Genomic DNA, 22,412 nt, shown 5'->3' with positions numbered 1-22,412 from the left:
GCACGGTGACAGGCCACTTATTGGCGATAGGATTTGAGGAAGTTGCCGATCCGGCCAATCGCCTGATCCAGGTCGTCGAGTCGTGGCAGGGTGACCACACGGAAGTGGTCCGGCCATGGCCAGTTGAAGGCCGTGCCTTGTACCACCAGCAGCTTCTCCGAGAGCAGCAGGTCGAGCACGAATTTCTCGTCGTTGTGGATCGGGCAGACTTTCGGATCGATCCGCGGGAACGCATACAGCGCGCCCATCGGCTTGACGCAGCTCACGCCCGGAATGTCGTTCAGCAGTTCCCAGGTACGATTGCGCTGTTCCAGCAGACGCCCTTGTGGCAGCACCAGATCGTTGATGCTCTGATAGCCACCCAACGCGGTCTGGATGGCGTGCTGGCTCGGCACGTTGGCACACAGGCGCATGTTGGCCAGCATGTCGATGCCTTCGATGTAGCTCTGGGCGTGGTGTTTCGGACCGGAAATGGCGATCCAGCCGGAACGGAAGCCGGCCACGCGATAGGACTTGGACAGGCCGTTGAAGGTCAGGCACAGCAAGTCCGGCGCCAGTGAGGCGGTGCAGATGTGCACGGCGTCGTCATACAGGATCTTGTCGTAGATCTCGTCGGAGAACACCACCAGATTGTGCTGACGGGCCAGTTCCAGCATGCCCAGCAGCACTTCCTTCGAATACACCGCGCCGGTCGGGTTATTCGGGTTGATGATCACCAGCGCTTTGGTGTTCGGGGTGATCTTGGCCTTGATGTCGGCCAGGTCCGGCCACCAGTTGGCCTGCTCGTCGCACAGGTAATGCACCGGATTGCCGCCCGACAGGCTCACTGCAGCTGTCCATAGCGGATAGTCGGGAGCGGGCACCAGTACTTCGTCGCCGTTGTTGAGCAGGGCCTGCATCGACATCACGATCAACTCGGAAACGCCGTTGCCCAGGTAGATGTCTTCGATGCCGACGCCTTCCACCTGCTTTTGCTGGTAGTACTGCATCACGGCCTTGCGGGCGCTGAACAGGCCCTTGGAGTCGCTGTAGCCTTGGGCGGTCGGCAGGTTGCGGATCACGTCCTGAAGGATTTCATCCGGCGCTTCGAAACCAAAGGGCGCCGGGTTGCCGATGTTCAGCTTGAGGATGCGATGGCCTTCCTCTTCCAGGCGTTTGGCGTGCTTGAGCACTGGGCCGCGAATGTCGTAGCAGACGTTGGCGAGCTTGTTCGATTTGCTGACCTGCATGGCGATGTGTTCCCGAAAATGAACGATCCAGGCGGCGTATGAACGACCGTACTGGGAATCCTGCGTATTCACACAGGCCTGACGCCTCGAGTGGCGGCACTCATAATCCGTTTGAATGCGCGTGGTCTGGCTGCCAGACTGGCGTTTGACGAGGCGCAATCATACGTGCCGCCCGATCCGTGGAAAAGGTACAGATCGGGCTTTTTCAGCTGCTGAGGTGTGATCATGGAAAAGTTGGAAAAAACCCTCGAAGAATGGCGTGAAATGCTCGATCCGGAGCAGTACAACGTTTGCCGCCTCAAAGGCACCGAGCGGCCGTTCTCCGGTAAGTACAACGACAGCAAGGTCGACGGTGTTTACCACTGCATCTGCTGCAACGCACCACTGTTCGACTCAAAGACCAAATTCGATTCCGGCTGCGGCTGGCCAAGTTTCTACGCACCGATCGGCGACAGCGCCATGGTCGAGATCCGTGATGTCAGCCACGGCATGGTCCGCACGGAAGTGGTCTGTGCCACATGCGATGCACACCTTGGGCATGTGTTCCCGGACGGTCCGCCGCCCACGGGCCTGCGTTATTGCATCAACTCGGTGTGCCTGGACCTCGTTCCCCGCGAATAATCTGCTGATATCGCGTATGTAACTTGCGTACGTAGGAGCTGCCGAAGGCTGCGATCTTTTGATCCTGATCTTCTACGATCTCAAACAAGATCAAAAGATCGCAGCCTTCGGCAGCTCCTACGATGTTCGCCTGTCGGTTGGTGATCGATTTATTAAATTGCACACAATTCAATTGCTCGCTATGTTTGGTCTTTGTTCTTCCATTCGGAGTTCGTGCCATGAGCGACAACCTGTTGAGCATCCCTTGCACCACCATCAAGGGCGAGCAAAAGACCTTGGCCGATTTCGCCGGCAAAGCGGTGCTGGTGGTCAACACCGCCAGCAAATGCGGGTTCACCCCGCAGTACAAAGGCCTTGAAGAGCTGTGGCAGACCTACAAGGATCAAGGTCTGGTGGTGCTCGGCTTTCCCTGCAATCAGTTCGGCAAGCAAGAGCCGGGCAACGAAGGGGCGATTTCCGAATTCTGCGAGCTGAATTACGGGGTGAGTTTCCCGCTGTTCAAGAAGATCGAAGTGAATGGTGCCGACGCCCATCCACTGTTCGTTCAGCTGAAAAAGCGCGCACCGGGCGTGTTGGGTTCTCAGGGCATCAAGTGGAACTTCACCAAATTCCTGATCAGCCAAGACGCCAGGCTGGTCAAGCGCTTTGCTCCGGCGACCAAACCGCAGGACCTGAGCCGCGAGATCGAAGCCCTGCTCAAATGAACACGTTGTCAGTTGATTCGCTGAAGCTCGACAGTCAGCTCTGCTTCAAGCTGTACGCCGCATCTCGGGCGGTGATCCGTGCCTACAAGCCGATGCTCGATCAGTTGGGCCTGACTTACCCGCAATACCTGGCGATGCTGGTGCTGTGGGAATGGCAGGAGGCGGCGCCGCAGCTGCCGACGGTCAAGGCCTTGGGTGAGCGCCTGGCGCTGGATTCCGGGACCCTGACGCCGCTGCTCAAGCGGCTTGAGCAACTGCAGCTGGTGCAGCGTAAGCGTTCGGCGCGCGATGAGCGTGAGGTGCACTTGAGCCTGTCGCCTGCCGGCAAGGCTTTGCGCGATCAGGTCGGGCCGCTCAAGGCCCGGCTGTTGTGCGACAGCGGCGTTGATCTTGATCGCCTGAATGATCTACGCGATGGCCTCGATCACCTGCTGGGGCAAATCAAAGCGCTGTCGTAGTGGGTATCCACAAGTCGAGCAGGGCGGCCAGTTCTTCCCGGCGGAAAGGTTTGGCCAGGTAGTCACTCATGCCCGCCGCACGGCAGCGTTCGCGTTCTTCGGACATGGCGTTGGCGGTCAGGGCGACGATGGGCAACTGTGGCCAGCGCCCGCTGCGACGAATCTGCCGACTGGCTTCATAGCCATCCATCACCGGCATGTTGCAATCCATCAGCACCAGATCGAATTCGCTCAGCTCAAGCTGATCCAGCGCTTCGCCGCCGTGGGCCGCGACGCTCACCTCGCAACCGAGTTTTCCGAGCATTCCCTTGGCCACCAACTGATTGACCGGGTTGTCCTCCACCAGCAGGATGCGTCCGCGTCGCAGGGGTGAGATGGCTTCGATCCGGGCACCGTTGATCGTGGTGAGTTCCGGCTGCAAGATCCGCCGCAATGCCTGGTAAAGCGCATTGCGCGCCAGAGGCCGTGCCTGTTGCTGCAAGGGCGCGAGGGCGTTGACTTGCTCGCTCGGCAGGAAACTGCCGTAAGCGGTTACCAACAGAATCGGCGCAGCGAAGGTAGGCCGCAGGCCAAACAGGCATTCGGGACAGTCGGTGATCAGTACATCTGGCTCCAGACCGATCAATCGATCATCGATGGAACGCTGCTGATAGTCGAGCCCCCAGCCGGGCAACAGACTGCTCAACAATTCCGCCAGACCGCTGCTGGCAGCGGTAATCGCGACGATGTTGCCCCGCAGTGCGGTCGGAGAAATGGCCCGGGTATGGCAGGGCAGGGGCAGGTCGGCGCAGAACTGACTGCCAAAGCCCGCTTCCGAGCTGATCGTCAGACGCCCTTGCATCACTTCGCAGAGGCTATAAGTCAGCGCCAGACCCAACCCGGTCCCGCCGAATTGCCGGGTAATGCCAGCGCCGGCCTGGGTGAACGGCTGGAAGATCTTGACCTGCGCGTCCTGGGCGATGCCGATGCCAGTGTCGCAGACCTCGATTCGCACACCGTCTTCGAACGTTGAAAGGCGCACATCGACCCGCCCGAAACGGGTGAACTTGAGGGCGTTGGACAACAAGTTACTGACGATCTGCCGAACCCGGGTCGGATCACCGAGCACCAGCGCGGGAAATTGCGGGTCGATCAGGCATGCCAGCTCGACACTCGGCGCGGCGTTCTGGGACAGCAGGTTGGCGGTGTCTTCGATCAGCGAACCAAGGTCGAATGGAATGTGTTCGAGTTCGAGCTGGCCGGCGTCGAACTTCGACAGGTCGAGAATATCGTTGAGCAGTTCCACCAGCACTTTGCCCGAGTCATGGGCGATGGACAGCTGTTGCTGCTGCTCGGCATTGAGCGGGCCGTCCAGCGAGAGCGCGATCATCCCCAGCAGACCGTTGAGAGGCGTGCGGATTTCATGACTCATGTTGGCCAGGAACACCGAGCGCGCTTCGGCCATGTCCAGGGCAGTGCTGCGGGCGACTTCCAATTCCTCGTTGGATTGGCTGAGGCGGGTATTGATCGCCTTGAGTTCCGCGGTGCGGGCCGAGACGATGTTTTCCAGTTGCGAGAGGTAGTCGGTCAGGCGGTTTTCGGCGTTGCGTCGTTGCTGGATTTCGGTGGCAATGTTTTCGAACTGCTGATTGGCGACCTCGACCAAGACCCCGATTTCATCGTTTTCATGCCCCGTCGGACACTCCAGCAACGTCGGTTCCGCGCTGCGGGGGTCACGGCCACTGAGTTCGCGGATAACCCGCACCAACGGTTTGGTCAGCATCACGTAAAACAGCGCCAGCAGAATGCCCGTAAGAATCAGGCTGCGCGCGAAGCCGTTGAGCAGGGTCACTTCGGCCCGGCGCAGGAAACGACTGCCGAAGGTGTAGGTATCGACTTCCAGGCGCAAGATCCCGAGGGATTCGTCCGGCAAGTGGTCGAGATAAAGGCGGTCTTCGAACTGCCGGTTGGCGCCGAACAGGAAGTCGCTGATCATCCGGTCATTGTTTTCCAGGCCCGGACGTTTGACGCTGGCCAGCACGGTATCGTTGTTGTCGATCAATTGCGCGCCGATGATTGCCGGAGAGCGCAGCAGGCCCAGGCTCAGCTCTTGGGCGAGTTCGGCATCGATGTTGTAGGCGATGCGGGACGCGGGGTTATGGCTGATTTCCAGCAAGGACAGTATTTCACGGTTGATGGAGGCGTCTTCGCTGGCATAATCGATGCCTATTTGCAGCAAGCTGAGCAGCGTGCCCAGAATGAAACCGGCCAGTACCGTAAGCCTGGCTTGTTTGTACGACAGCCGGTGGCTGAACTTGATATCCATGGGATGTTGAACCACTTCCGTTTCCCTTCGCTGCTCAAGCATAGTCGATCATCAATGGATACCGATGTTCTCGCAAAACACCTGTAGGGGTGTAGATGCTGTGTTTCGTCGATGTACCGCCATCATTACCGTGAACGTGCCCGAGGAGAAGACGTGGATTCCCGATTGAATGCTTTTCTTGAACGCGCCGATGCCGTTCTGGCCCGTATCGAGCCGCTGCTGCCCGCGCCTCGGCAAACCATCGACTGGACGCACTGTCTGGCCGCACGCTGGCAGCGCGAGGGGCGCAGCGGTTTTCTGTTGCCGCTGCAAGTCAGCCTGGACACGCGTTTGTCCGACTTGATCGGCGTTGATCGGCAACTGGAGCAACTGGGCCGCAACACCCGACAGTTTCTCGACGGCATGCCGGCCAACCACGCTTTGCTCTGGGGCTCGCGTGGCACCGGTAAATCGTCGCTGGTGCGCGCCTTGCTGTCGGAACATGCCAAGAGCGGCCTGCGGCTGATCGAGATCGAACGCGATCACCTGGCGGACTTGCCGCGCGTGGTCGAGCAGATCGCCAAGTTGCCTCAGCGCTTTGTGCTGTTTTGCGATGACCTGTCGTTCGAATCGGGCGAGGGCGATTACCGCGTGCTCAAGAGCGTGCTCGATGGTTCGCTCGAACAGGCGCCAGACAACGTTCTGCTGTACGCCACCTCCAACCGTCGCCATCTGGTGCCGGAAAAGGAAAGCGATAACGAGAACTGGAAAAGGGTCGATGGCGAACTCCATCCCAGTGAGGCAGTGGAAGACAAGATCGCGCTGTCGGACCGTTTTGGTCTGTGGCTGTCGTTCTATCCGTTTACTCAGGAGCATTTCCTCAACGTCGTCGAACACTGGATCGGCCAATTGGCCGACAAGGCCGGCCTGCAGTGGCAGCGCGACGAAGCGCTGGACATCCTCGCCGTGCGCTGGGCCACGGGCCGAGGCAATCGCAACGGACGTTGCGCGTATCAATTCGCCCGCTATTGGGTCGGGCTGAAGCTGTTGGAGCATAAGGCATGATCGATTTACAAAAGAGCGGCCAGGGCCTGGAGGGCTACGGCATGCTGTGGGCGCAGCTGGAATCGCTGCTGGCGGACGAGCGTGATTTTATCGCCAATGCCGCACAATTTTCGGCGTTTCTGTTCAACCAGCTCGATGACCTGAACTGGGCCGGTTTCTACCTTAATCGCAACGAAGAACTGGTGCTTGGCCCGTTTCAGGGGCAGATCGCCTGTGTACGGATTCCATTCGGTCGCGGCGTGTGCGGGGCGGCGGCGGCCACCCTGCAGACCCAGCGGGTCGAAGATGTCCATGCGTTCCCCGGGCACATTGCGTGCGACAGTGCCTCGAACAGCGAGCTGGTGGTGCCGCTGGTCAAGGACGGTCGACTGATCGGTGTGCTGGACCTCGACAGCCCGAAACTCGCGCGTTTTACTGCTGACGATCAGGCCGGTATCGAGCAACTGGCGGCGATTTTCCTGCGTCTGACCGACTGCTGATCAGGCCATCAAGCCGGCCTTGATCAGCAGGCTTGACGGGTCGACCGCATCAATCTGCCGTGGGTCGAGAAAACGCTTGGCGTACTGCAAGTAGACTTCGTCGTTGATGAACAGCCCGAACAATTCAGCGTCAATGTGGGCGTCACGGCACATGGTGGCCATGATGCCCAGTGCTTCACTCAAGGACTTGGCTTTCTTGTAGGGGCGATCGGCCGCGGTCAGCGCTTCGAAAATATCGGCAATCGCCATCATCCGCGCCGGCAGGCTCATGTCTTCGCGCTTCAATCGTTTGGGATAACCGGTGCCGTCCATTTTTTCGTGGTGGCCGCCGGCGATCTCCGCGATGTTATTGAGGTGGCCGGGGAAAGGCAGGTGCCTGAGCATCAGGATCGTCTGCACCATGTGGTGATTGATGATGTAACGCTCCTCACGGGTCAGGGTGCCTCGGGTGATGCTCAGGTTGTAGAGCTCGCCCCGGTTGTATTTGTAGCGCGGCACGTCGAGCTTGAACCCCCACGGATTGTCGGCCGGGATCAGTTCGCTGTCGGCGCGTTCGAGCAAGTGTTCGGGTTTATCCGCCAGCAGCGGCTCGCTGACCGGCAGGGTCGGCGCCGGGGTCCGGGCCTGACGACGGTTCTCTTCCCACGAAACCCCCAGTCGATCATCCAGGGTTCGGGTCCAGGTGCGTTGGGCGATGGTGTTCAGGCGTTGCAGATCGGCCTCGGCCATGGCCTCGCTGCCAAGGTTGCAGCGGGCGATGAACGCGAAATCATCATCCAGCGCCGCCAGGTTCGCATTGCGCAATTGAGCCAGATGCTGCTCGTCACCTCCCCGCGTGATGGCCTGCCAATAGTTGATCCAGGCATCACGCTTGAGCACTTCGAAACGGGTGCGGATTTCGTGGATGCGGTCGTTCAGGGTCTCAAGCTTCGTGGCTTTGTCGACCACGTATTCAGGCGTGGTGACCTTGCCGCAATCATGCAGCCAGGCAGCGATGTGCAGGGCTTCCCACTCATCTTCGGTGGGCCGATAGCTGCTGAAGGCCGGATCCTGACTGGCCGCGGCCGCCTGCGCCAGCATCAGGGTCAGTTCCGGCACCCGCTGACAGTGCCCGCCGGTATAGGGACTCTTGGCATCGATCGCGCCAGCCAGCAGCTGAATAAAAGACTCCAGCAACTGTTTCTGTTTGGCTTGCAGGCGCTGACTTTCGATACTCACGGCGGCGGCACCGGAAACCGCTTGGAGAAACGCGATGCGGTCCGGGCGAAGTTTTTCCAGGTCGTCCTGCGTGCCGCTGTCGGTCAGCAGCAGGATCAGCAGGCCGACGGTTTCGTTATGACGATTGTGCAGCCGGATACCGATCAGATGAACCCTTGGGCACTCCAGTGCGAGCAAAACCTTCTGCAAGTCCCCTGCCTCTTCGAAACCCAGGCTGGTGACGACATTGTTGGCGTTCGACAATTGCTGCATCCATTGAGGGCTCTGCGGATCCTGAGGCGCGTGTCCTTGAATGGCGAATGACGGCAATGCCTGTGAACTGCCGTTGATGACCAGCGCATGAGGCTCCACGCGATCGTCATCACTTTCCCGCAGGTAGAGCAGACCGGCCTGGGCCTGGCCGATCTTTACGGTTTCAAACAACACCCGTTGCAGTAGCGGGGCGAAACGGGTCTCGGCGCTCAGGCTGTCGGTGATCTGGAAAAAACTCGCCAGGGTGTCTTTCATGCGCGCCATCGACACACTCAGTTGGTCGACTTCAAGCACCGGCGAGCGACGGGAGGGCGGAAAATTGAAATCGAAACTGCGAATCGCATCGGCTTCCTGCACCAGGGCGCGCAAGGGTTTGACCAGGATTCTCGAGGTCAGCCAACCCATCGGCAGGCACAACAGCAGCGTCGCCAGGGTAATCAACGCGCCTTGCCAGCGCATGCGGTAGGCATCGACGAGCAATTCATCCTCCGGCACCAGTAGCGCCAATTGCAGTCCCTGCGGGCCACCCTCCTGGATGCTGCTGCGCGCCACGATCCATTGGCGACCTGCGGCGTTCAATCGATTGACCTCGGCGGGGCTGGTGAGCAGCGCCGCGAGTGTGGGGCTCAGGTCTGCGGCTTTGGTCAATCGCGCGGTTTGGTCGTCGACGATCAGTTTGCTGCTGTCGGGGTAGGCGATGGCATTCCCTTGGGCATCGAACAGCACAATTTCGGTACTGGGGGTCACCACATGTTCGGCCAGGGTCGCCGACAGTTCAGCCAGCGTGAGGTCGGCCCCCATCACCGCCTGCTCGCCACTGCGCCGGGCCAGTGTGGTGCCGACGTTGTGGGTGGAGAAAAAAAGGTAGGGTTCGGTGGTGATCTGATCACGCTCGCTACGAGCGCTGGAGAACCAGGCGCGGGTACGGGGATCGTAGGTTTCATCGGGGTTGTCCTGACGGCTGATGAGGGCCAGGTTCTGATCGAAAAACATTGATTGGGAGCGGATCTGACCGCTACCTGGGTGCTCGATGCTCCATACCTGATACGCCGCCATGTCAGGTGCCTTGACCAGCGTTTTCAGGGCGCCGGTGCGCAGCGGGCGAACCATGAAGAAGTCGCCATTGTCGTAGCCCAGGTACAGCGAGGCCAGATCGGGGTTGTCCTTGAGCGATTGGCTGAAAGGCTTGAGCAACGCCAGGCGTTGCTCAAGATCGGGCGCCTCGGTCGCCGGATTGTCCGCCAGCAGGCTCAGCAGATGACGAATCGGCTGATAGGTGCGATGCAGGTCCAGACGGACATCCTGCTCGATGCGGTTGAAGAGTTTTTCGCTGCTGGAAAGAATGATCTGGGTGGTTTGCCGATAGTTGAAAATGCCCAGTACCACCCCGGTCAATAACAACAGGAAGGTGAACATCACGCTGATGTGGATGTGCAGAGGAAACCGGCGTTGATCCGGGTGCAGTGGGCTGGGCATTGCAGCTTTCTCCATGATGATTAACACACTGCTCAGCCCCCAAGCATAGTTAATGCTCCTTCATTCTGCTTTTGTCATGGCGTGCCATCTGTTGTTGCAATGCCTGCTCCAGTTCGAGCATGGCGCGCTCCATGGACTTGCTGCAATTGGCCACTTCATCGTGGTGGAGCCTGTTATTGCAGGCCTGTTCGAGCGCCTCGCAGCTGTCGATCAGCCGGGATGCCTGGACGATTCGGGCCGCGCCCTTGATTTTGTGGGCAATGTCGAGGAGTGACTGCCGGTCCTTTGACTCGGATAACGCCAGCAGCGCTTTTCGGTCCAGGCGGTTGCTGTTAAGCAGTTCGGTCAACAATCGCTGGTTCAGTGTCGGGTTGCCACCGGTCAACAGGTGCAGCCCCTCCAGACTGAAGGCTGGCTCGCGGACCATCGGCGTGATGCCTTCGACCCATTGGCTCAAGGCCGTCAGGCTGAGGGGTTTGAACAGGCAATCGTCCATCCCGGCCAGTTTGCAGCGTTGTCTTTCCTCCGGCTGCGCGTTGGCGGTGAAACCCAGAACGGTGCAGGGAGGGCGCTGCAGGTGCTGTTCATGTTGGCGAATGGCACGGACCAGCTCATATCCATTCATGATCGGCATGTTGCAATCAGCAATCACCAAATCGAATGGCTGATTCTTCCATGCCTCGAACCCCGCCTCGCCATCCGCTGCGACGTTGAACCGATGCCCCAGAAACTCCAGTTGCTGGCACATGAGCAAGCGATTGGCGGGGTGATCATCGACCACCAGAACGTTCAAGGGGGCAGTGCTCGGGTGGATTTGCAGCTCGGCAGGTTCCGGCATCCGTTCTGTCGGCAGGGTGGCCAGGTTCAGCGAAACCCGGACCTGGGTGCCGACTCCCGACTGACTGTTCAATTGCAGGCTGCCGCCCATCATTTCGCACAGATTGCGGCTGATCACCAGGCCCAGCCCCGCACCGCTTCTGGCTAACTGGCCGGAGTTATCGGCCTGGACGAAGGGCTCGAACAAGCGCTGTTGATCCTGTTCGCTGATCCCTGCGCCACTGTCTTCAACCCGCAACTGCAACTGGACCCGGTCGGGCTCGTCGGTCGGCTGCAACTCGACGCTGATCCTGACTTGGCCCTGTTGCGTGAACTTGATGGCATTGCTGATCAGATTGGACAGCACCTGCTTGAAGCGCATCGGGTCCAACACGACATCGGTCGCCGGTTTGGCAGGGCTGAATTCCAGTTGCAGTCCGAGGTTTTTCTGCCGGGCCAACCCGTCGAAAATTCGCACCACGGAGGCTACGGTTTCAGCCAGATTGACGCGCTCCGGGTTCAGGCTCAGACGCCCCGATTCGATATGCGCAATATCGAGAATGTCCCCGATCAGTTCCAGCAGGTCTTTCGCCGAGTGGTACGCGACATCGATGGCGGGTCGATCCGGATGACTGTGATCGATACGTTTAAGCGTCAGTTCGAGCATGCCGATGATTGCGTTCATGGGCGTGCGGATCTCATGGCTCATGGTCGCCAGAAAGGTACTTTTAGCTCGGTTGGCAGCATCGGCTTGCTCTTTAGCGGCCCGCAACTCATCGAACAGTTGCCGGCGTTCGCTGATGTCGATCCAGCCGCCAATGATGCCTTGCACGTCACCGCTCGAGTCGCGATAGGGAAGAATCCAGTGATAGATCGTCAGCTTGCGGTCGTCGATGTGCAACGGACGGTCGAGAATCAGCGGCGTCCCTTCGGCCATGACGCGCTGGTAGTCCGCCTGATATTCCCGTGCTTCGAAGGCGTTGCCGAGGCTGCCCTGCATGACACCTTTACCGATGATGTCTTCGCGTTTCGCGCAGAAGGTTTGCAGGTAACTGTCGTTGCAGCTTTGCAGCAATCCCTGGCGATCACGCACGTAGATCGGATGAGGCGTGCCATTGACCAGCGATCGCATGAACTCAAGTTGATCGTTCAATGCGCGCTCGGCCGCCTGCCGTTGTTTTATCTGGCGACGCATATAGGCGTTCCAGGCAATGGATATCAGCAGCAATACACCGGCGCTGATAACGATCTGATAGAACACGCGGTGATAGTTGCGCCAGGTACTTTGCGTGGCCGCTGAATAGCCACGCCAGCGGTTGTTGATAATGCCCAACTCTTCCGGTGCGATGCTCAGCAGTGCCTTGTCGAGGATGGCGTTCAGTTCTTTGGCGTCGCGCCCGGTTGCCAGGGAAAACGCTGCCTGTCGGGTACCGATGGTGGTGCTGATCTGAAGTGTCTGTTCGAAGATCCGCGATGAGATGAAGTAGTTGGCAATCACCAAAGAGTTCACCGCACCTTCTGCCTGGCCCTCGGCGAGCAACTCCACGGCACTGAACGTGTCCGGGGTTTCAACCAGGTTGATCCGCGGAAACTCGCTGCGCAGGTAACCCACCAGTGGATGGCCTTGGGCGATGGCCAGGCGTTTGTCCTGCAATTGCGTGAGGTTTGTCGGGCTGTCGGCCGCTTTGCGCGTCAGAAGTACAAAGGAGTTTTCCAGATAGGGGCGGCTGAAGTTCAACGTCGTTTCACGTTGGACGCTGGGGAGCAAGGCGGCGATCAGGTCAGCCTGATGGTTAGCGATCTGCTCGATCATCTCGTCATCACTTCGGCTGCGCTGGATTTCGAAACGCAAACCGGTGCGCAATCTGATCAGCTCGAGCAAATCCGCCGTGACACCTCGAAAGTTGCCGTCGCTGTCGAAAAACGTCAGCGGCGCAAACGCTTCATTGACCACGACGCGCACGACTGGATGTTGTGCCAGCCAGCGTTCTTCGCGGTGGCTGAGTTGCAGTTTGTGATCGGTGAGAAGTATGTCGCTGCCGGCACTCCAGCGCTTGGCGATGTTTTCTCGCTCGCTGGTGGGGATGGTCTTGAGTACCGCGTTGATGATCCCGAGCAGATCCGGGTTGTCCTTTTGCACGGCAAAGCTGAAACCATGGGCTTCGTGTTTACCGAAGTTGGCCATGCGGATGTTGTTCAGATACCCCTTGTTGATCATGTAGTGGGTTGAAATGGTGTCGCCGAGAAAAACGTCGGCCTGGTCGAAGGCAACCGCATTGATTGCATTCTGGTAGGACGGATAGGAGGTGATGATTGCCTTCGGATACAGCGCCCTGACCTCGTCCAGAGGCAGATAGTGATACACCATGCTCAGCCGCATGCCGGCAAGTCCATCGGTCAGCGACCTGGTTTCTCCTTCTCGTGTCACCAGTACGGGTTGATCCACCGCATAAGGCGTGGATAGGGCAATGTCGGCATTGTCGGCCTCGAAGCCATTGGCGGTGCCGAGCATATCGACCTGGCCTTTTTCCAGCGCCTCGATCGCGGCCCCCCGGGATGCGAAGCGCTGAACCTTGACCGGCAACCCTATGGCCTTGCCAAGGATGCCTGCGTAATCGGCGGTGAAACCTTCATAGTCATGGCCGCTGAGGGTCAGGTCGAAAGGAGGATAATCCGGGGCCGATGTACCGAGGATCAATTCACGTTTTTCTTTAACCCATTGTCGTTGTGAGGTATCCAGTTGGACTTCCATGTGTCCGGCCGTCGAGCGACTGAGCAGGGTGTAGTGCTCGCTGGCCGTCTGAGCCGCGAGTACTGAGGTGCTCAGGCATAAACCCGCGGCCATGAGTATTAGATAATCCTTGAAACGGCTGGGCATCCTGTTTCTCACACTAACGCGTTACGTTTTGCCATATCGATGAGTTCAACCAGGGATTTGGCCTTGAGTTTTTGCATGAGTCGTTTTTTATAAGTGCTGACAGTTTTATTGCTGAGAAACATACCCTTGGCAATTTCTTTATTGGTGCGGCCTTGGGCGAAAAGTTGTAACACCATCAGTTCTCGATCGTTAACGGATTTAAATAACTCCAGATCGGCCCACTGCGCGTCGTCACACCGAACAGGGTTCAAGGCCTGACTGGGGAAATAGTTGTAACCTGATAAAACCGCTTTTATCGCGCTCATCAATTCACTGAGTTCTTCCTGTTTGCATACATACCCCGATGCACCGGACTGCATGCAGCGAATACCGAAAAGCTTCGGGCATTGTGCAGTTAATACCAATGTTTTTAATGGTGTACTCATGGCGTTGAAACGGGAGAGAACTTCCAGTCCATCCAGTTTTGGAATGCCGATGTCGAGGATGATCAGGTCTGGCATGCATTCGCGAACCATCTGCATTGCATCGACCCCATTGTCAGTTTCGCCGACGACTTTGTAACCTTCATGTTCCAGCAGCATTCGAACGGCAAGGCGGATGACAGGGTGATCGTCGACAATAAAAACGGAGTTCATAATCAAATCCCATACGTGCACAAATAAAGCGCGCACCTTAGCTCAGATAGTTGAGGGGCCGCATGAACTGAGGGGGCTGTAGCGGCAATATAGGAAAAGTCCTACAAATGAAGAAGAATGGGACTACGTATCAACTAGGTTTTGCATGAGGAAAGGCAAAAATTTGGTAAGACTAGTCAAGAGGTTGAAAGTATTGAGTTGGAGGTTTGGACCTATATGTTGGTCATTGTTTTAGTACGTTTGGGTTCTCGTGTTTTTATGCTGAGGCCAAGGTCAACAAGTTTCTGAAGTCTGATTGTTTCAATGGCTTGATCAAGTAACCGAGCAAGGGTAGTCCATGTTCGTAGGCCATTATTTTAAGTTTGTCCAGTTCGACGGATGTCAGGCTGCTCAGAAGTATGGCCTGTCTGATCATCCCCCGGTGACTGGCGTATTCAATCAAATCAAGGCCGGGAAGGTCGGGCAGGCATTGATCGCACAGAAGAATATCGAACGGTTGCGCAACCTTGAGCATTTGTTGCAAGGCGCCTTTGGCACTGTCAGTGGCGGTCAGTTGGGTGAAGCCATAACTCTCGAGCAGGTACTGAGTCGCCCGTAGCTGAAAGGGATGATCTTCCACCAGCAGGATGCGCCAATCATGTTTGAACATAGGAGTTTTCATGCGTCATCTGTCGAGCAGGGGAGGGTGATTATTTCGCGAGACGGCCGAACAATCGATCAGTCAGCTCTGCACAAGGTGTAGGGCGATTCTGTTGACGTTGAAATACGGATGATTGTCGAGAAATTCGATCAGCCGCTCAGAGCTCTCTGACACGGCTGATCGATACGTTTTATCGGTGGCTTGAACGACCGGTCATTTCCAGCGCCATTTCACCGGCATAGCTGTCGGTCATGCCGGCGATGAAATCAATCATGCGCAAGAAGGAAGTGTGTAAAGGGCCGTGAGGATCGGGTGCATTGTTGCCCAACAGGTCGAGTATGCGACGGTGCTTGAAGGATGGCGTACGGCCGTTGTGCTGCTCTAGTGCCGCGCCGCAAAAGGCGTTGAGCAGGATTTCAAGGGTGGTGTAGGCGCCGATTTCATGGAGCGTCTTGCGCTTGTCCTGGAAGATTTTTTTGCGCGCCATGTCCTTGGCATTCAAGACGCAGCGTTTGGCGGGGCCATGCATGTGTTCCACCAGGTCGCCAGGCAGCGTGCCGGCCAGTAGCGCGTCTTGTTGCTCGACGAACGCTCGGGCTGCTGCGTTGGTCAGGTGTTCGATGGCTTTGCCCCGCAGGATCGCCAGTTTGCGCCGACGCGAATCCTGCGAACCGAGCTGGCGATAGGTTTCCGGGAGGTCGTCGCCCACCAGGTCCAGCAGCAGGGACTCGACTTCGGCGTATTCCAGCAGCTCCATTTCCAGGCCATCTTCCAGATCGATCAGCGCGTAGCAAATGTCGTCGGCGGCCTCCATCAGGTACACCAGTGGATGGCGCGCCCAGCGCTGTTCGTCCAGCTGGGGCAGGCCGAGCTTTTGAGCGATCTGTTCCAGCAGCGGCAGTTCGCTCTGATAGCAACCGAACTTGTGCTTCTTGTAGCCCAGTGAGTCGGCGTGCCGAGCCGTCCACGGGTATTTTAGGTAGGTGCCCAGCGTGGCGTAGGTCAGCCGGGTTCCCCCTTCGAACTGGTGGTATTCAAGCTGGGTAAGCACCCGGAAACCTTGGGCATTGCCTTCGAAATTGAGGAAGTCATTGCGTTCGGCTTCGTTCATCGCATCCAGCCAGCCACGGCCTGCGGCCTGCTGGAACCAGTGGCGGATCGCGTCTTCACCGGAATGACCGAAGGGCGGATTACCGATGTCATGGGCCAGGCAAGCCGATTGCACCACCATTCCCAGGTCGCTCGGTTCGCACCAGTCGGGCAGGGCGCTACGGATGGTTTCACCGACGCGCATGCCCAACGAACGACCGACGCAACTGACTTCCAGTGAGTGGGTCAGGCGCGTGTGGATGTGATCGTTGCTGGAGACCGGATGGACCTGGGTCTTACGCCCGAGACGGCGAAACGCGCCCGAGAAAATGATGCGGTCGTGGTCTTTATGGAAAGGGCTGCGGCCGAGTTCTTCCGGGCTGTGCACAGGCTTTCCGAGGCGTTCGCGGGTAAGCAGGGTTTGCCAATCCAAGGCTGGTTTCTCCGTCAGGTGACTGATTCCCTAGCTTCCCGGTTCGTGCCGGTCCCTGCAAGAAGAACTACAGCCCCGCGGCATCGATATCGATGAGCAGCAATCGCTCGCCATTGTCGAAAAATTGCCCGGCGGTGAGGCAGTACTGATTGCTGGTGGCGTCGCGGTAGGTGTTGGAAAGCGTCAGCCGGCGCTCGTCCCAACCCTCGGCCAGCAAGTGATAAAAGTAGGGGCGCCATGACCAGTTATGGCCCAGGTAGCGGTTATCCGCCTCCCAACCGTTGTTGCGCCATTCCAGGTTGGGGGTCAGCTGCGTGCCGTGGCGGTCGCATTGATAAAAACGCAACAACCAGGGAAACGCTTCCAGTTGCGGCAAGGTGCTGAGGGGCGCGCTGGCTTGAGCCCAGGCTTGCAGGATGGTCATCAATTCGCTGAGTTGCTGGCGCATGATCATCAGGCGTGCGCGCTCAGCCAGTTTTTGCTGAACATAGCGCTGGCGCAGTTGTGCGAAGCGCTCGACAAAGGCATCTGTGGCGAAGAAATCAGCTTGCGCGCGGGCAAACAGAAAGCCCTGTACGTAGCGTGAACCACACTCCAGGGCAAAATTCAGTTGAGCTTCGGTTTCCACGCCCTCAGCGATAATCCAGCACCCGGTTTTTTCCGCCATTTGCGCCAGGGCCTTTACCACGTCGCTGCTGGGGCCACCCAATGCGGCGGCCTGGAACAGCCGCATGTCGAGCTTGAGAATGTCCGGTTGCAGGGCCAGCACGCGATCAAGCTGAGAGTAACCGGCACCGAAATCATCGATGGCGATCCGCGCCCCGGCTTGTCGGTAGCGGGCCACGACTTCGGCAAGACGCTGGCTGTCGCCGCCCAGTTCGGTGATTTCGAAGACGATTCGTTGCGCGTCGACGCCATGCCTGCTCAGTTGCTTGAGGCTCGGCAGTGCCTGGTCCCGGCGCAAGCGGCTGATCCAGCGGGGCGATATGTTCAGGCTGAGAAACCAGTCTGGGGGCGCTTCATGCAGACGGCTCAGGGCATTATCGCGAATCTGGCGATCGAGACGACGCAGGGCGATGGCGGGCGTTCGTGGGTCGGCGAACAGCGGTCCTACCGAGGTCAGTTGGTCGTCGGCCTGACGCAGTCGACCCAGCGCTTCGACGCCAGCGATGCGGCCCGTGGCGGTATCGATAAACGGCTGAAAGCAGGCGAGCGGTTGCCCGTCGATCACGAGGCCTCCTTAGTGAGGTTTTGTTCTGGGTAAACCTGGACACCAAGCAGGCACGCAGGACTAACCTCTCGATAAAAGAGGCTAATCCCGGTGGTGTGCAGAATGCAGCCAAACAGGACTGATTAGTGTTTGCGCGAATTCTGCATGATCAGCTTGATCAGTGGCCCCAGCGTGACGCCCAAGCGAGCCAGCCGAGTCAGGCTGCCGATACCACCCTTGGCACCCTTGCCGGTCAGAAAGCCCAACCCGATCACGGCCGCGATGCCCCAGAGCGGGGCGTGTTTGATGCCGAGGCCGTCTTGCAGATTTTGCGTCATGCCACGCACCCGTTGCAGGGGATGCAGCAGGTGTTGGGACTCGTGGCGGATTTCCTGGCGATGCATTTCCATGCGCAGGCGAATCAGCGCCTTGCGCATTTCCGTGCGCGAGCTGTTGCGGGGAAGTTCAGACATGCTCATGGCAACAGGCGCTCCCGATCATTGGCCAACTCTTCCAGGGTGCCGTGGAAGGGCGAGGACTCATCGAAAATCGCTGCTCTCAAGCGCATCGCACAGAACAACGCGGCGAGGGTATAGAACACACAGAGCCCGATGATTGCGGCCAGGCGATAGGTGTCCCAAAACAGGATCAACACCAGCGTCGACAACCCCACCAGCAACAACAAGGCAAAGACCAGCGTGAGGCCTGCAAACAGCAACAGGCTTACGGTGCGTGCTTTTTGTTCCTGCAATTCAATGCCAAACAACTCGACATGACTGTGCAGCAGTCCAAGAAACGCGGCACCGAGGCGCCGCGGTGATGAGCCGGTGCCCGTCGCGGACGGGCCGGATTCGCCGATCGCCATATCAGCGCCGAGTGGCCAGCAGGCCGATCAGGAAGCCCACGCCAGCCGCGATTCCGACCGATTGCCATGGGTTGGCCTGGACGTAATCTTCCGTGGCGGTGACAGCGGCTTTGCCGCGCTCGCGCACAGAGTCTTCGGTCAATCTCAGGGTTTCCCGCGCGCGCAGCAGACTGTCATGGATCTGCTGGCGCAACTCATCGGCTTGATCGCCAGCCAGGGATTTGGTGTGTTCCAGCAATCTTTCAGTGTCGGTGACCAGTGTCTGAAAATCTTCCATCAGAACTTCTTGAGCAGTCTTTGCTGTGGTGCGGGCCATTGGTGATCTCCGTAAGTGGCTTCTGAAGCGTTCGAGTATGAGCCTTGTGTGAAGGTTCAGTACAAATGACTGGTACAACTTTTGCTGTGTCGTGGTGCGCCAGCCTGCGCTGTTGCGCTGTTGCTGGGCATGATTTCAGGAAAACCTTAACTCAAATAATCAAAACTCGCGCGGAGGCTGCGGTCTTGTGCGCCAAAGCGGTTCATCCAGATAAACGCTGTGGTCTGGATGAGCTGCAACTTGGTGCGTCAGCCATCTACGCGAACTGCTTTGGTGCTTTTTTCAGCCTTCAGGTCTGCCAATCCATGGAAAATCTGCAAAGTGCTGTGGACAGTCTGGTCCATAGCTCCAACACGTTGTTCATCCTTATCGGTGCGGTCATGGTCCTGGCCATGCACGCCGGTTTCGCCTTTCTCGAGGTGGGTACGGTTCGACAAAAAAACCAGGTCAATGCCTTGTCGAAAATCCTCAGCGACTTCGCCATTTCGACCCTGGCCTATTTCTTTATAGGCTATTGGATTTCCTACGGAGTCACTTTCATGCAGCCGGCGGCGGTGATCACCGCCGATCATGGCTATGGGCTGGTGAAATTTTTCTTTCTGCTGACCTTTGCTGCGGCGATACCGGCAATCATTTCCGGAGGCATCGCCGAGCGCGCCCGGTTCGCACCTCAATTGTGTGCGACGGCGCTGATCGTAGCGTTCATCTATCCCTTCTTCGAAGGCATGATCTGGAATGGCAATTTTGGTCTGCAAGCCTGGTTGCTGGAGCGCTTTGGCGCCAACTTCCATGACTTCGCAGGCTCCGTGGTGGTTCACGCCATGGGCGGCTGGCTGGCACTCGCGGCGGTGTTGTTGCTCGGTCCAAGGCAAGGTCGTTATCGCGACGGACGACTGGTGGCTTTCGCACCGTCGAGCATTCCCTTTCTGGCGTTGGGTTCTTGGATTCTGATCGTCGGCTGGTTCGGCTTCAACGTGATGAGCGCCCAGACCCTGCAAGGTGTCAGCGGGCTGGTGGCGGTGAATTCGTTGATGGCCATGGTCGGTGGCACCGTGGCGGCGTTGATCATCGGCCGCAATGACCCGGGCTTTCTGCATAACGGCCCATTGGCCGGACTGGTGGCGATCTGCGCCGGCTCGGATCTGATGCACCCGGTGGGCGCATTGGTGACCGGAGCCATCGCCGGGGCACTGTTTGTCTGGTGCTTTACCGCCGCCCAAGGCAAATGGCATATCGACGATGTGCTGGGCGTCTGGCCTTTGCATGGACTGTGTGGTGTCTGGGGCGGGATCGCTTGCGGCATCTTCGGTCAAACCGCCTTGGGTGGTTTGGGGGGCGTGAGCCTGATCAGTCAGTTGATCGGCACTTCTCTGGGGGTGATCGTGGCGCTGGTCGGTGGTTTTGCGGTGTATGGAGCGATCAATGCGTTGTATGGTCTGCGCCTGAGCCAGGAGGAGGAGTACTACGGCGCGGACTTGTCGGTGCACAAGATCGGTGCCGTGAGTCAGGATTGAATCAGCGTTCTTCATCGTCGGTGCCGGGGTAGAAACCATGCAGCAGGCGATAACGGTCATGCCGTACCTGGTCGACCCGGTCTTGCACCTGTTGGCCGGGAATGCCCAGCATGATCAGCGCATGGGAGGCGAGCATCAGGCTCGACTCCAGCAACTCGGGTACGACTTCGCTGGCACCGGCCGCCTTCAACTCGGCCAACTGACTGTCGTCCCGTGTGCGCACCAGGACCGGCACGCTCGGGTTGAAGCGGCGCGCTTCCTTGAGTATCAATAGTGCGATGTCCGTCTGGTCCACGGCGACCACCAGCAGTCTGGCGCGTTCCAACCCTATCGCGACCAGCAGTTCGCCGCGACGTGAGTCGCCGTAATGAACACAGCTTTCATTGACGGCTGCTTCCTGGACCCGCACCGGGTCGGTATCCAGCGCAATGTAAGGTTGATGCACATTACGCAGGACGCGCCCGATGGACTGACCTACACGGCCATACCCACAGATCACTACGTGATTGTGCAAGCCCGCGTTGAGCGCGCTGATTTCTTCGAGTTCGGCTTCTTCGTTGGGCTTGTGGTGCAGGCGTGTGGCGATGTGGGGAGCGGCGCGTAGCAGTAAAGGCGTCACCAACATCGAGCAGAACGTGGCGGCCAGCAGCAGGCCACCGAAGTCGGCGGGCATCAGTTTGTTTTGCTGCATTTGCGTCATCAGGGCAAAGCAGAATTCGCCCCCTTGAGCCAATGCCAGACCGCTGCGCCAGGCGGTTTCGACATCGCTGCCGCGCCATTTGACCAGCAGCGCGACCACGGTGCCTTTGATCAGCAGCAGCCCCAGCGTCAGACCGAGAATCAGCAATCCGTGGCTGGCAAACAAGCGCAAGTCGATCAACATGCCGATACTGACGAAGAACACCCCGAGCAGAATGTCGCGAAACGGACGGATGTCCGCCTCGATCTGATGTCGGTAGTGGCTTTCCCCCAGCAGCATGCCGGCGAGAAAGGCGCCCAGGGCTGGGGAGAGGCCGAGCAGGTGAGTCAGCCAGGCCGTCAGCAGAACGATCACCAGCGCCAACAGCACGAACAGCTCAGCGGACCGGGACGCGGCGACTTCATGAAACAGCCGTGGCAAAAACCAGCGACTGACCAGCAGCAGACCGACGAACAGCACGATAGTCTTGCCCAGCGTCAATGGCAGAGCCCAATACCAAACCTGGTCGCTGGTGCCTGCGAACACCGGCACCAGGGTCAGTAGCAACACCGCGACCACGTCCTGGAACAACAGCACGGCGATGGCATTCTGGCCGTGGCGGCTGAAAAGCTCACCGAGGCTGCTTAACTCCTTGCTGACAATGGCGGTGGACGACAACGCCAAACCGGCCCCGAGTAACAGTGCAGGCGTGGTTGGCATGCCAAACAACATCAGCAACCCCCCCAGCACTATCCCGGAAAGCAGCACTTGCAGGCTGCCCAGGCCAAAAACCACTTGGCGCAGTGCGAGCATTTTCGACAGGGAAAACTCAAGCCCGAGGGAGAACAGCAAGAACACTACGCCCAACTCGGCAAGGTCGGGCAACTCTTCACTTTCATTCACCCAGTTGAACGCGGTCGGCCCGATCATCAGCCCCACGCACAGGTAGCCCAGCACCGGTGGCAAGCGCAGACGCTGGAACAGTGCAATCACCACCAGGGAGGAGGTGAAGATGATCAACAGATTGGCGAACACAAAAAACTCCGGTGAGGTTCTGGCTACTCAAGCGTAGAAGTAAAAAAGACGCGAGCATCGTGCAAATGGCCGTTGAGGCGAATGATGTGCGTCAGGAGTTTGCCGAAATCTCTTGAAATCAGCCATTGCTCAGACAGATAGGGCATCGGCTCGACGGCTTTTGATAGCGGGCCTAGAATGAGCGCTTACTTCGATGGGTCTTGTCGTCATGCCTCCTGAATGTCAGCTGTTCGGCACCATTGGTTGCCATCTCTGTGAACTCGCCGAAGCCATGCTGATGGAATTTGTCGAGCGTGGTCTGTTGGTGGAGCTGGTGGATATCGCTGACGATGAAACCTGGTTCGAAGCTTACAGTCTGCGTATTCCGGTGTTGCGGCGGGTCGATACCGGCGCTGAGCTGGGCTGGCCGTTCGGTGCCGATGAAGTGGTAGCGTTCCTGCGGTAGGGGGGACGGCGACGATGTTCCCGCGTGTCGAACTTTATGATTGATACCTTGGCTTAACCGATGTTATTCGG

19 protein-coding genes are annotated in these 22,412 nt (G+C 58.4%); 7 read left to right on the top strand and 12 right to left on the bottom strand.

From position 1 onward, the window contains the following. Positions 1-17: 17 nt before the first annotated feature. Complete coding sequence (locus F6R97_RS07545; protein WP_038982221.1) at positions 18-1,229, bottom strand: pyridoxal phosphate-dependent aminotransferase; 1,212 nt, start codon at positions 1,227-1,229, stop codon at positions 18-20. 225 nt (positions 1,230-1,454) lie between these two features. Between F6R97_RS07545 and msrB the strand changes: the two genes are divergently transcribed. The 3 genes from msrB (at position 1,455) to F6R97_RS07530 (ending at position 3,012) form a co-directional block, all read left to right on the top strand. After that, positions 1,455-1,850 carry a peptide-methionine (R)-S-oxide reductase MsrB gene (msrB, locus tag F6R97_RS07540; RefSeq protein ID WP_315866332.1) on the top strand — a complete coding sequence of 132 codons (396 nt, stop codon included), beginning with the start codon at positions 1,455-1,457 and terminating at the stop codon, positions 1,848-1,850. Between the two features lie 218 nt (positions 1,851-2,068). Next, the gene (locus tag F6R97_RS07535; protein WP_315866331.1) at positions 2,069-2,554 is read left to right on the top strand and encodes a glutathione peroxidase; all 486 of its coding nucleotides are present in this window, start codon (positions 2,069-2,071) and stop codon (positions 2,552-2,554) included. After that, on the top strand, positions 2,551-3,012 hold the full coding sequence (locus F6R97_RS07530; RefSeq protein WP_050681934.1) for a MarR family winged helix-turn-helix transcriptional regulator: 462 nt from the start codon (positions 2,551-2,553) through the stop codon (positions 3,010-3,012). Before F6R97_RS07535 ends, F6R97_RS07530 begins: the two co-directional genes overlap by 4 nt. Here F6R97_RS07530 and F6R97_RS07525 read toward each other — a convergent pair. After that, complete coding sequence (locus F6R97_RS07525) at positions 2,996-5,317, bottom strand: response regulator (protein ID WP_315866330.1); 2,322 nt, start codon at positions 5,315-5,317, stop codon at positions 2,996-2,998. The genes F6R97_RS07530 and F6R97_RS07525 overlap by 17 nt on opposite strands. A gap of 153 nt (positions 5,318-5,470) precedes the next feature. On the opposite strand from F6R97_RS07525, the gene F6R97_RS07520 reads away from it, so the two are divergent. Continuing rightward, complete coding sequence (locus tag F6R97_RS07520) at positions 5,471-6,361, top strand: ATP-binding protein (RefSeq protein ID WP_038982226.1); 891 nt, start codon at positions 5,471-5,473, stop codon at positions 6,359-6,361. After that, complete coding sequence (locus tag F6R97_RS07515; protein WP_007940023.1) at positions 6,358-6,840, top strand: GAF domain-containing protein; 483 nt, start codon at positions 6,358-6,360, stop codon at positions 6,838-6,840. The genes F6R97_RS07520 and F6R97_RS07515 overlap by 4 nt, the downstream gene beginning before the upstream one ends. Here the strand turns inward: F6R97_RS07515 and F6R97_RS07510 are convergent, their stop codons facing one another. From F6R97_RS07510 to F6R97_RS07470, 9 genes are all read right to left on the bottom strand, one after another. After that, positions 6,841-9,786, bottom strand: a complete 2,946-nt coding sequence (locus F6R97_RS07510) for an HD domain-containing phosphohydrolase (protein WP_315866329.1) — start codon at positions 9,784-9,786, stop codon at positions 6,841-6,843. A 49-nt stretch (positions 9,787-9,835) separates the two neighbouring features. Beyond that, positions 9,836-13,480 (bottom strand): transporter substrate-binding domain-containing protein, encoded by a 3,645-nt coding sequence (locus F6R97_RS07505; protein WP_038982228.1) that lies wholly within the window; start codon positions 13,478-13,480, stop codon positions 9,836-9,838. An 8-nt stretch (positions 13,481-13,488) separates the two neighbouring features. Then, positions 13,489-14,115: a response regulator transcription factor gene (locus tag F6R97_RS07500; RefSeq protein ID WP_038982229.1), complete on the bottom strand. Its 627-nt coding sequence runs from the start codon at positions 14,113-14,115 to the stop codon at positions 13,489-13,491. A gap of 256 nt (positions 14,116-14,371) precedes the next feature. Continuing rightward, positions 14,372-14,776 carry a response regulator gene (locus tag F6R97_RS07495; protein ID WP_038982245.1) on the bottom strand — a complete coding sequence of 135 codons (405 nt, stop codon included), beginning with the start codon at positions 14,774-14,776 and terminating at the stop codon, positions 14,372-14,374. A gap of 169 nt (positions 14,777-14,945) precedes the next feature. After that, entirely contained in the window at positions 14,946-16,277 is a 1,332-nt protein-coding gene (locus tag F6R97_RS07490) for a deoxyguanosinetriphosphate triphosphohydrolase (RefSeq protein WP_038982246.1), read from the bottom strand. Between the two features lie 67 nt (positions 16,278-16,344). Then, the gene (locus F6R97_RS07485) at positions 16,345-17,508 is read right to left on the bottom strand and encodes an EAL domain-containing protein (RefSeq protein WP_038982247.1); all 1,164 of its coding nucleotides are present in this window, start codon (positions 17,506-17,508) and stop codon (positions 16,345-16,347) included. A 122-nt stretch (positions 17,509-17,630) separates the two neighbouring features. Continuing rightward, positions 17,631-17,966, bottom strand: a complete 336-nt coding sequence (locus tag F6R97_RS07480) for a hypothetical protein (protein WP_038982248.1) — start codon at positions 17,964-17,966, stop codon at positions 17,631-17,633. Then, a complete protein-coding gene (locus F6R97_RS07475; protein ID WP_007895049.1) occupies positions 17,963-18,352 on the bottom strand; it encodes a phage holin family protein in 390 nt (129 codons plus the stop codon). The genes F6R97_RS07480 and F6R97_RS07475 overlap by 4 nt, the downstream gene beginning before the upstream one ends. A gap of 1 nt (position 18,353) precedes the next feature. Continuing rightward, the gene (locus F6R97_RS07470; RefSeq protein ID WP_008009371.1) at positions 18,354-18,668 is read right to left on the bottom strand and encodes a YqjD family protein; all 315 of its coding nucleotides are present in this window, start codon (positions 18,666-18,668) and stop codon (positions 18,354-18,356) included. Positions 18,669-18,973: 305 nt separating this feature from the next. On the opposite strand from F6R97_RS07470, the gene F6R97_RS07465 reads away from it, so the two are divergent. After that, a complete protein-coding gene (locus F6R97_RS07465; protein WP_038983648.1) occupies positions 18,974-20,182 on the top strand; it encodes an ammonium transporter in 1,209 nt (402 codons plus the stop codon). Between the two features lies 1 nt (position 20,183). On the opposite strand, the gene F6R97_RS07460 is transcribed toward F6R97_RS07465, so the two are convergent. Beyond that, complete coding sequence (locus F6R97_RS07460; protein WP_038982249.1) at positions 20,184-21,896, bottom strand: cation:proton antiporter; 1,713 nt, start codon at positions 21,894-21,896, stop codon at positions 20,184-20,186. A gap of 208 nt (positions 21,897-22,104) precedes the next feature. Here F6R97_RS07460 and F6R97_RS07455 point away from each other — a divergent pair, with 208 nt between their 5' ends. Continuing rightward, on the top strand, positions 22,105-22,341 hold the full coding sequence (locus F6R97_RS07455) for a glutaredoxin family protein (RefSeq protein WP_038983650.1): 237 nt from the start codon (positions 22,105-22,107) through the stop codon (positions 22,339-22,341). The last annotated feature ends 71 nt before the right edge of the window (positions 22,342-22,412 follow it).

It is taken from the genome of Pseudomonas sp. JV414 (assembly GCF_032424305.1).
GTDB lineage: Bacteria > Pseudomonadota > Gammaproteobacteria > Pseudomonadales > Pseudomonadaceae > Aquipseudomonas > Aquipseudomonas lini.
The sequence above is the reverse complement of the archived record's forward strand: the minus strand, read 5'-3'. Positions and strand labels throughout refer to the sequence as shown.

Coding starts and splice junctions, on each gene's coding strand:
- F6R97_RS07525 (WP_315866330.1), bottom strand. CDS start 5,317: ATGGATATCAAGTTCAGCCACCGGCTGTCGTACAAACAAGCCAGGCTT.
- F6R97_RS07480 (WP_038982248.1), bottom strand. CDS start 17,966: ATGAGCATGTCTGAACTTCCCCGCAACAGCTCGCGCACGGAAATGCGC.
- F6R97_RS07530 (WP_050681934.1), top strand. CDS start 2,551: ATGAACACGTTGTCAGTTGATTCGCTGAAGCTCGACAGTCAGCTCTGC.
- F6R97_RS07455 (WP_038983650.1), top strand. CDS start 22,105: ATGCCTCCTGAATGTCAGCTGTTCGGCACCATTGGTTGCCATCTCTGT.
- F6R97_RS07515 (WP_007940023.1), top strand. CDS start 6,358: ATGATCGATTTACAAAAGAGCGGCCAGGGCCTGGAGGGCTACGGCATG.
- F6R97_RS07510 (WP_315866329.1), bottom strand. CDS start 9,786: ATGCCCAGCCCACTGCACCCGGATCAACGCCGGTTTCCTCTGCACATC.
- F6R97_RS07470 (WP_008009371.1), bottom strand. CDS start 18,668: ATGGCCCGCACCACAGCAAAGACTGCTCAAGAAGTTCTGATGGAAGAT.
- F6R97_RS07475 (WP_007895049.1), bottom strand. CDS start 18,352: ATGGCGATCGGCGAATCCGGCCCGTCCGCGACGGGCACCGGCTCATCA.
- msrB (WP_315866332.1), top strand. CDS start 1,455: ATGGAAAAGTTGGAAAAAACCCTCGAAGAATGGCGTGAAATGCTCGAT.
- F6R97_RS07545 (WP_038982221.1), bottom strand. CDS start 1,229: ATGCAGGTCAGCAAATCGAACAAGCTCGCCAACGTCTGCTACGACATT.
- F6R97_RS07465 (WP_038983648.1), top strand. CDS start 18,974: ATGGAAAATCTGCAAAGTGCTGTGGACAGTCTGGTCCATAGCTCCAAC.
- F6R97_RS07535 (WP_315866331.1), top strand. CDS start 2,069: ATGAGCGACAACCTGTTGAGCATCCCTTGCACCACCATCAAGGGCGAG.
- F6R97_RS07505 (WP_038982228.1), bottom strand. CDS start 13,480: ATGCCCAGCCGTTTCAAGGATTATCTAATACTCATGGCCGCGGGTTTA.
- F6R97_RS07495 (WP_038982245.1), bottom strand. CDS start 14,776: ATGAAAACTCCTATGTTCAAACATGATTGGCGCATCCTGCTGGTGGAA.
- F6R97_RS07500 (WP_038982229.1), bottom strand. CDS start 14,115: ATGAACTCCGTTTTTATTGTCGACGATCACCCTGTCATCCGCCTTGCC.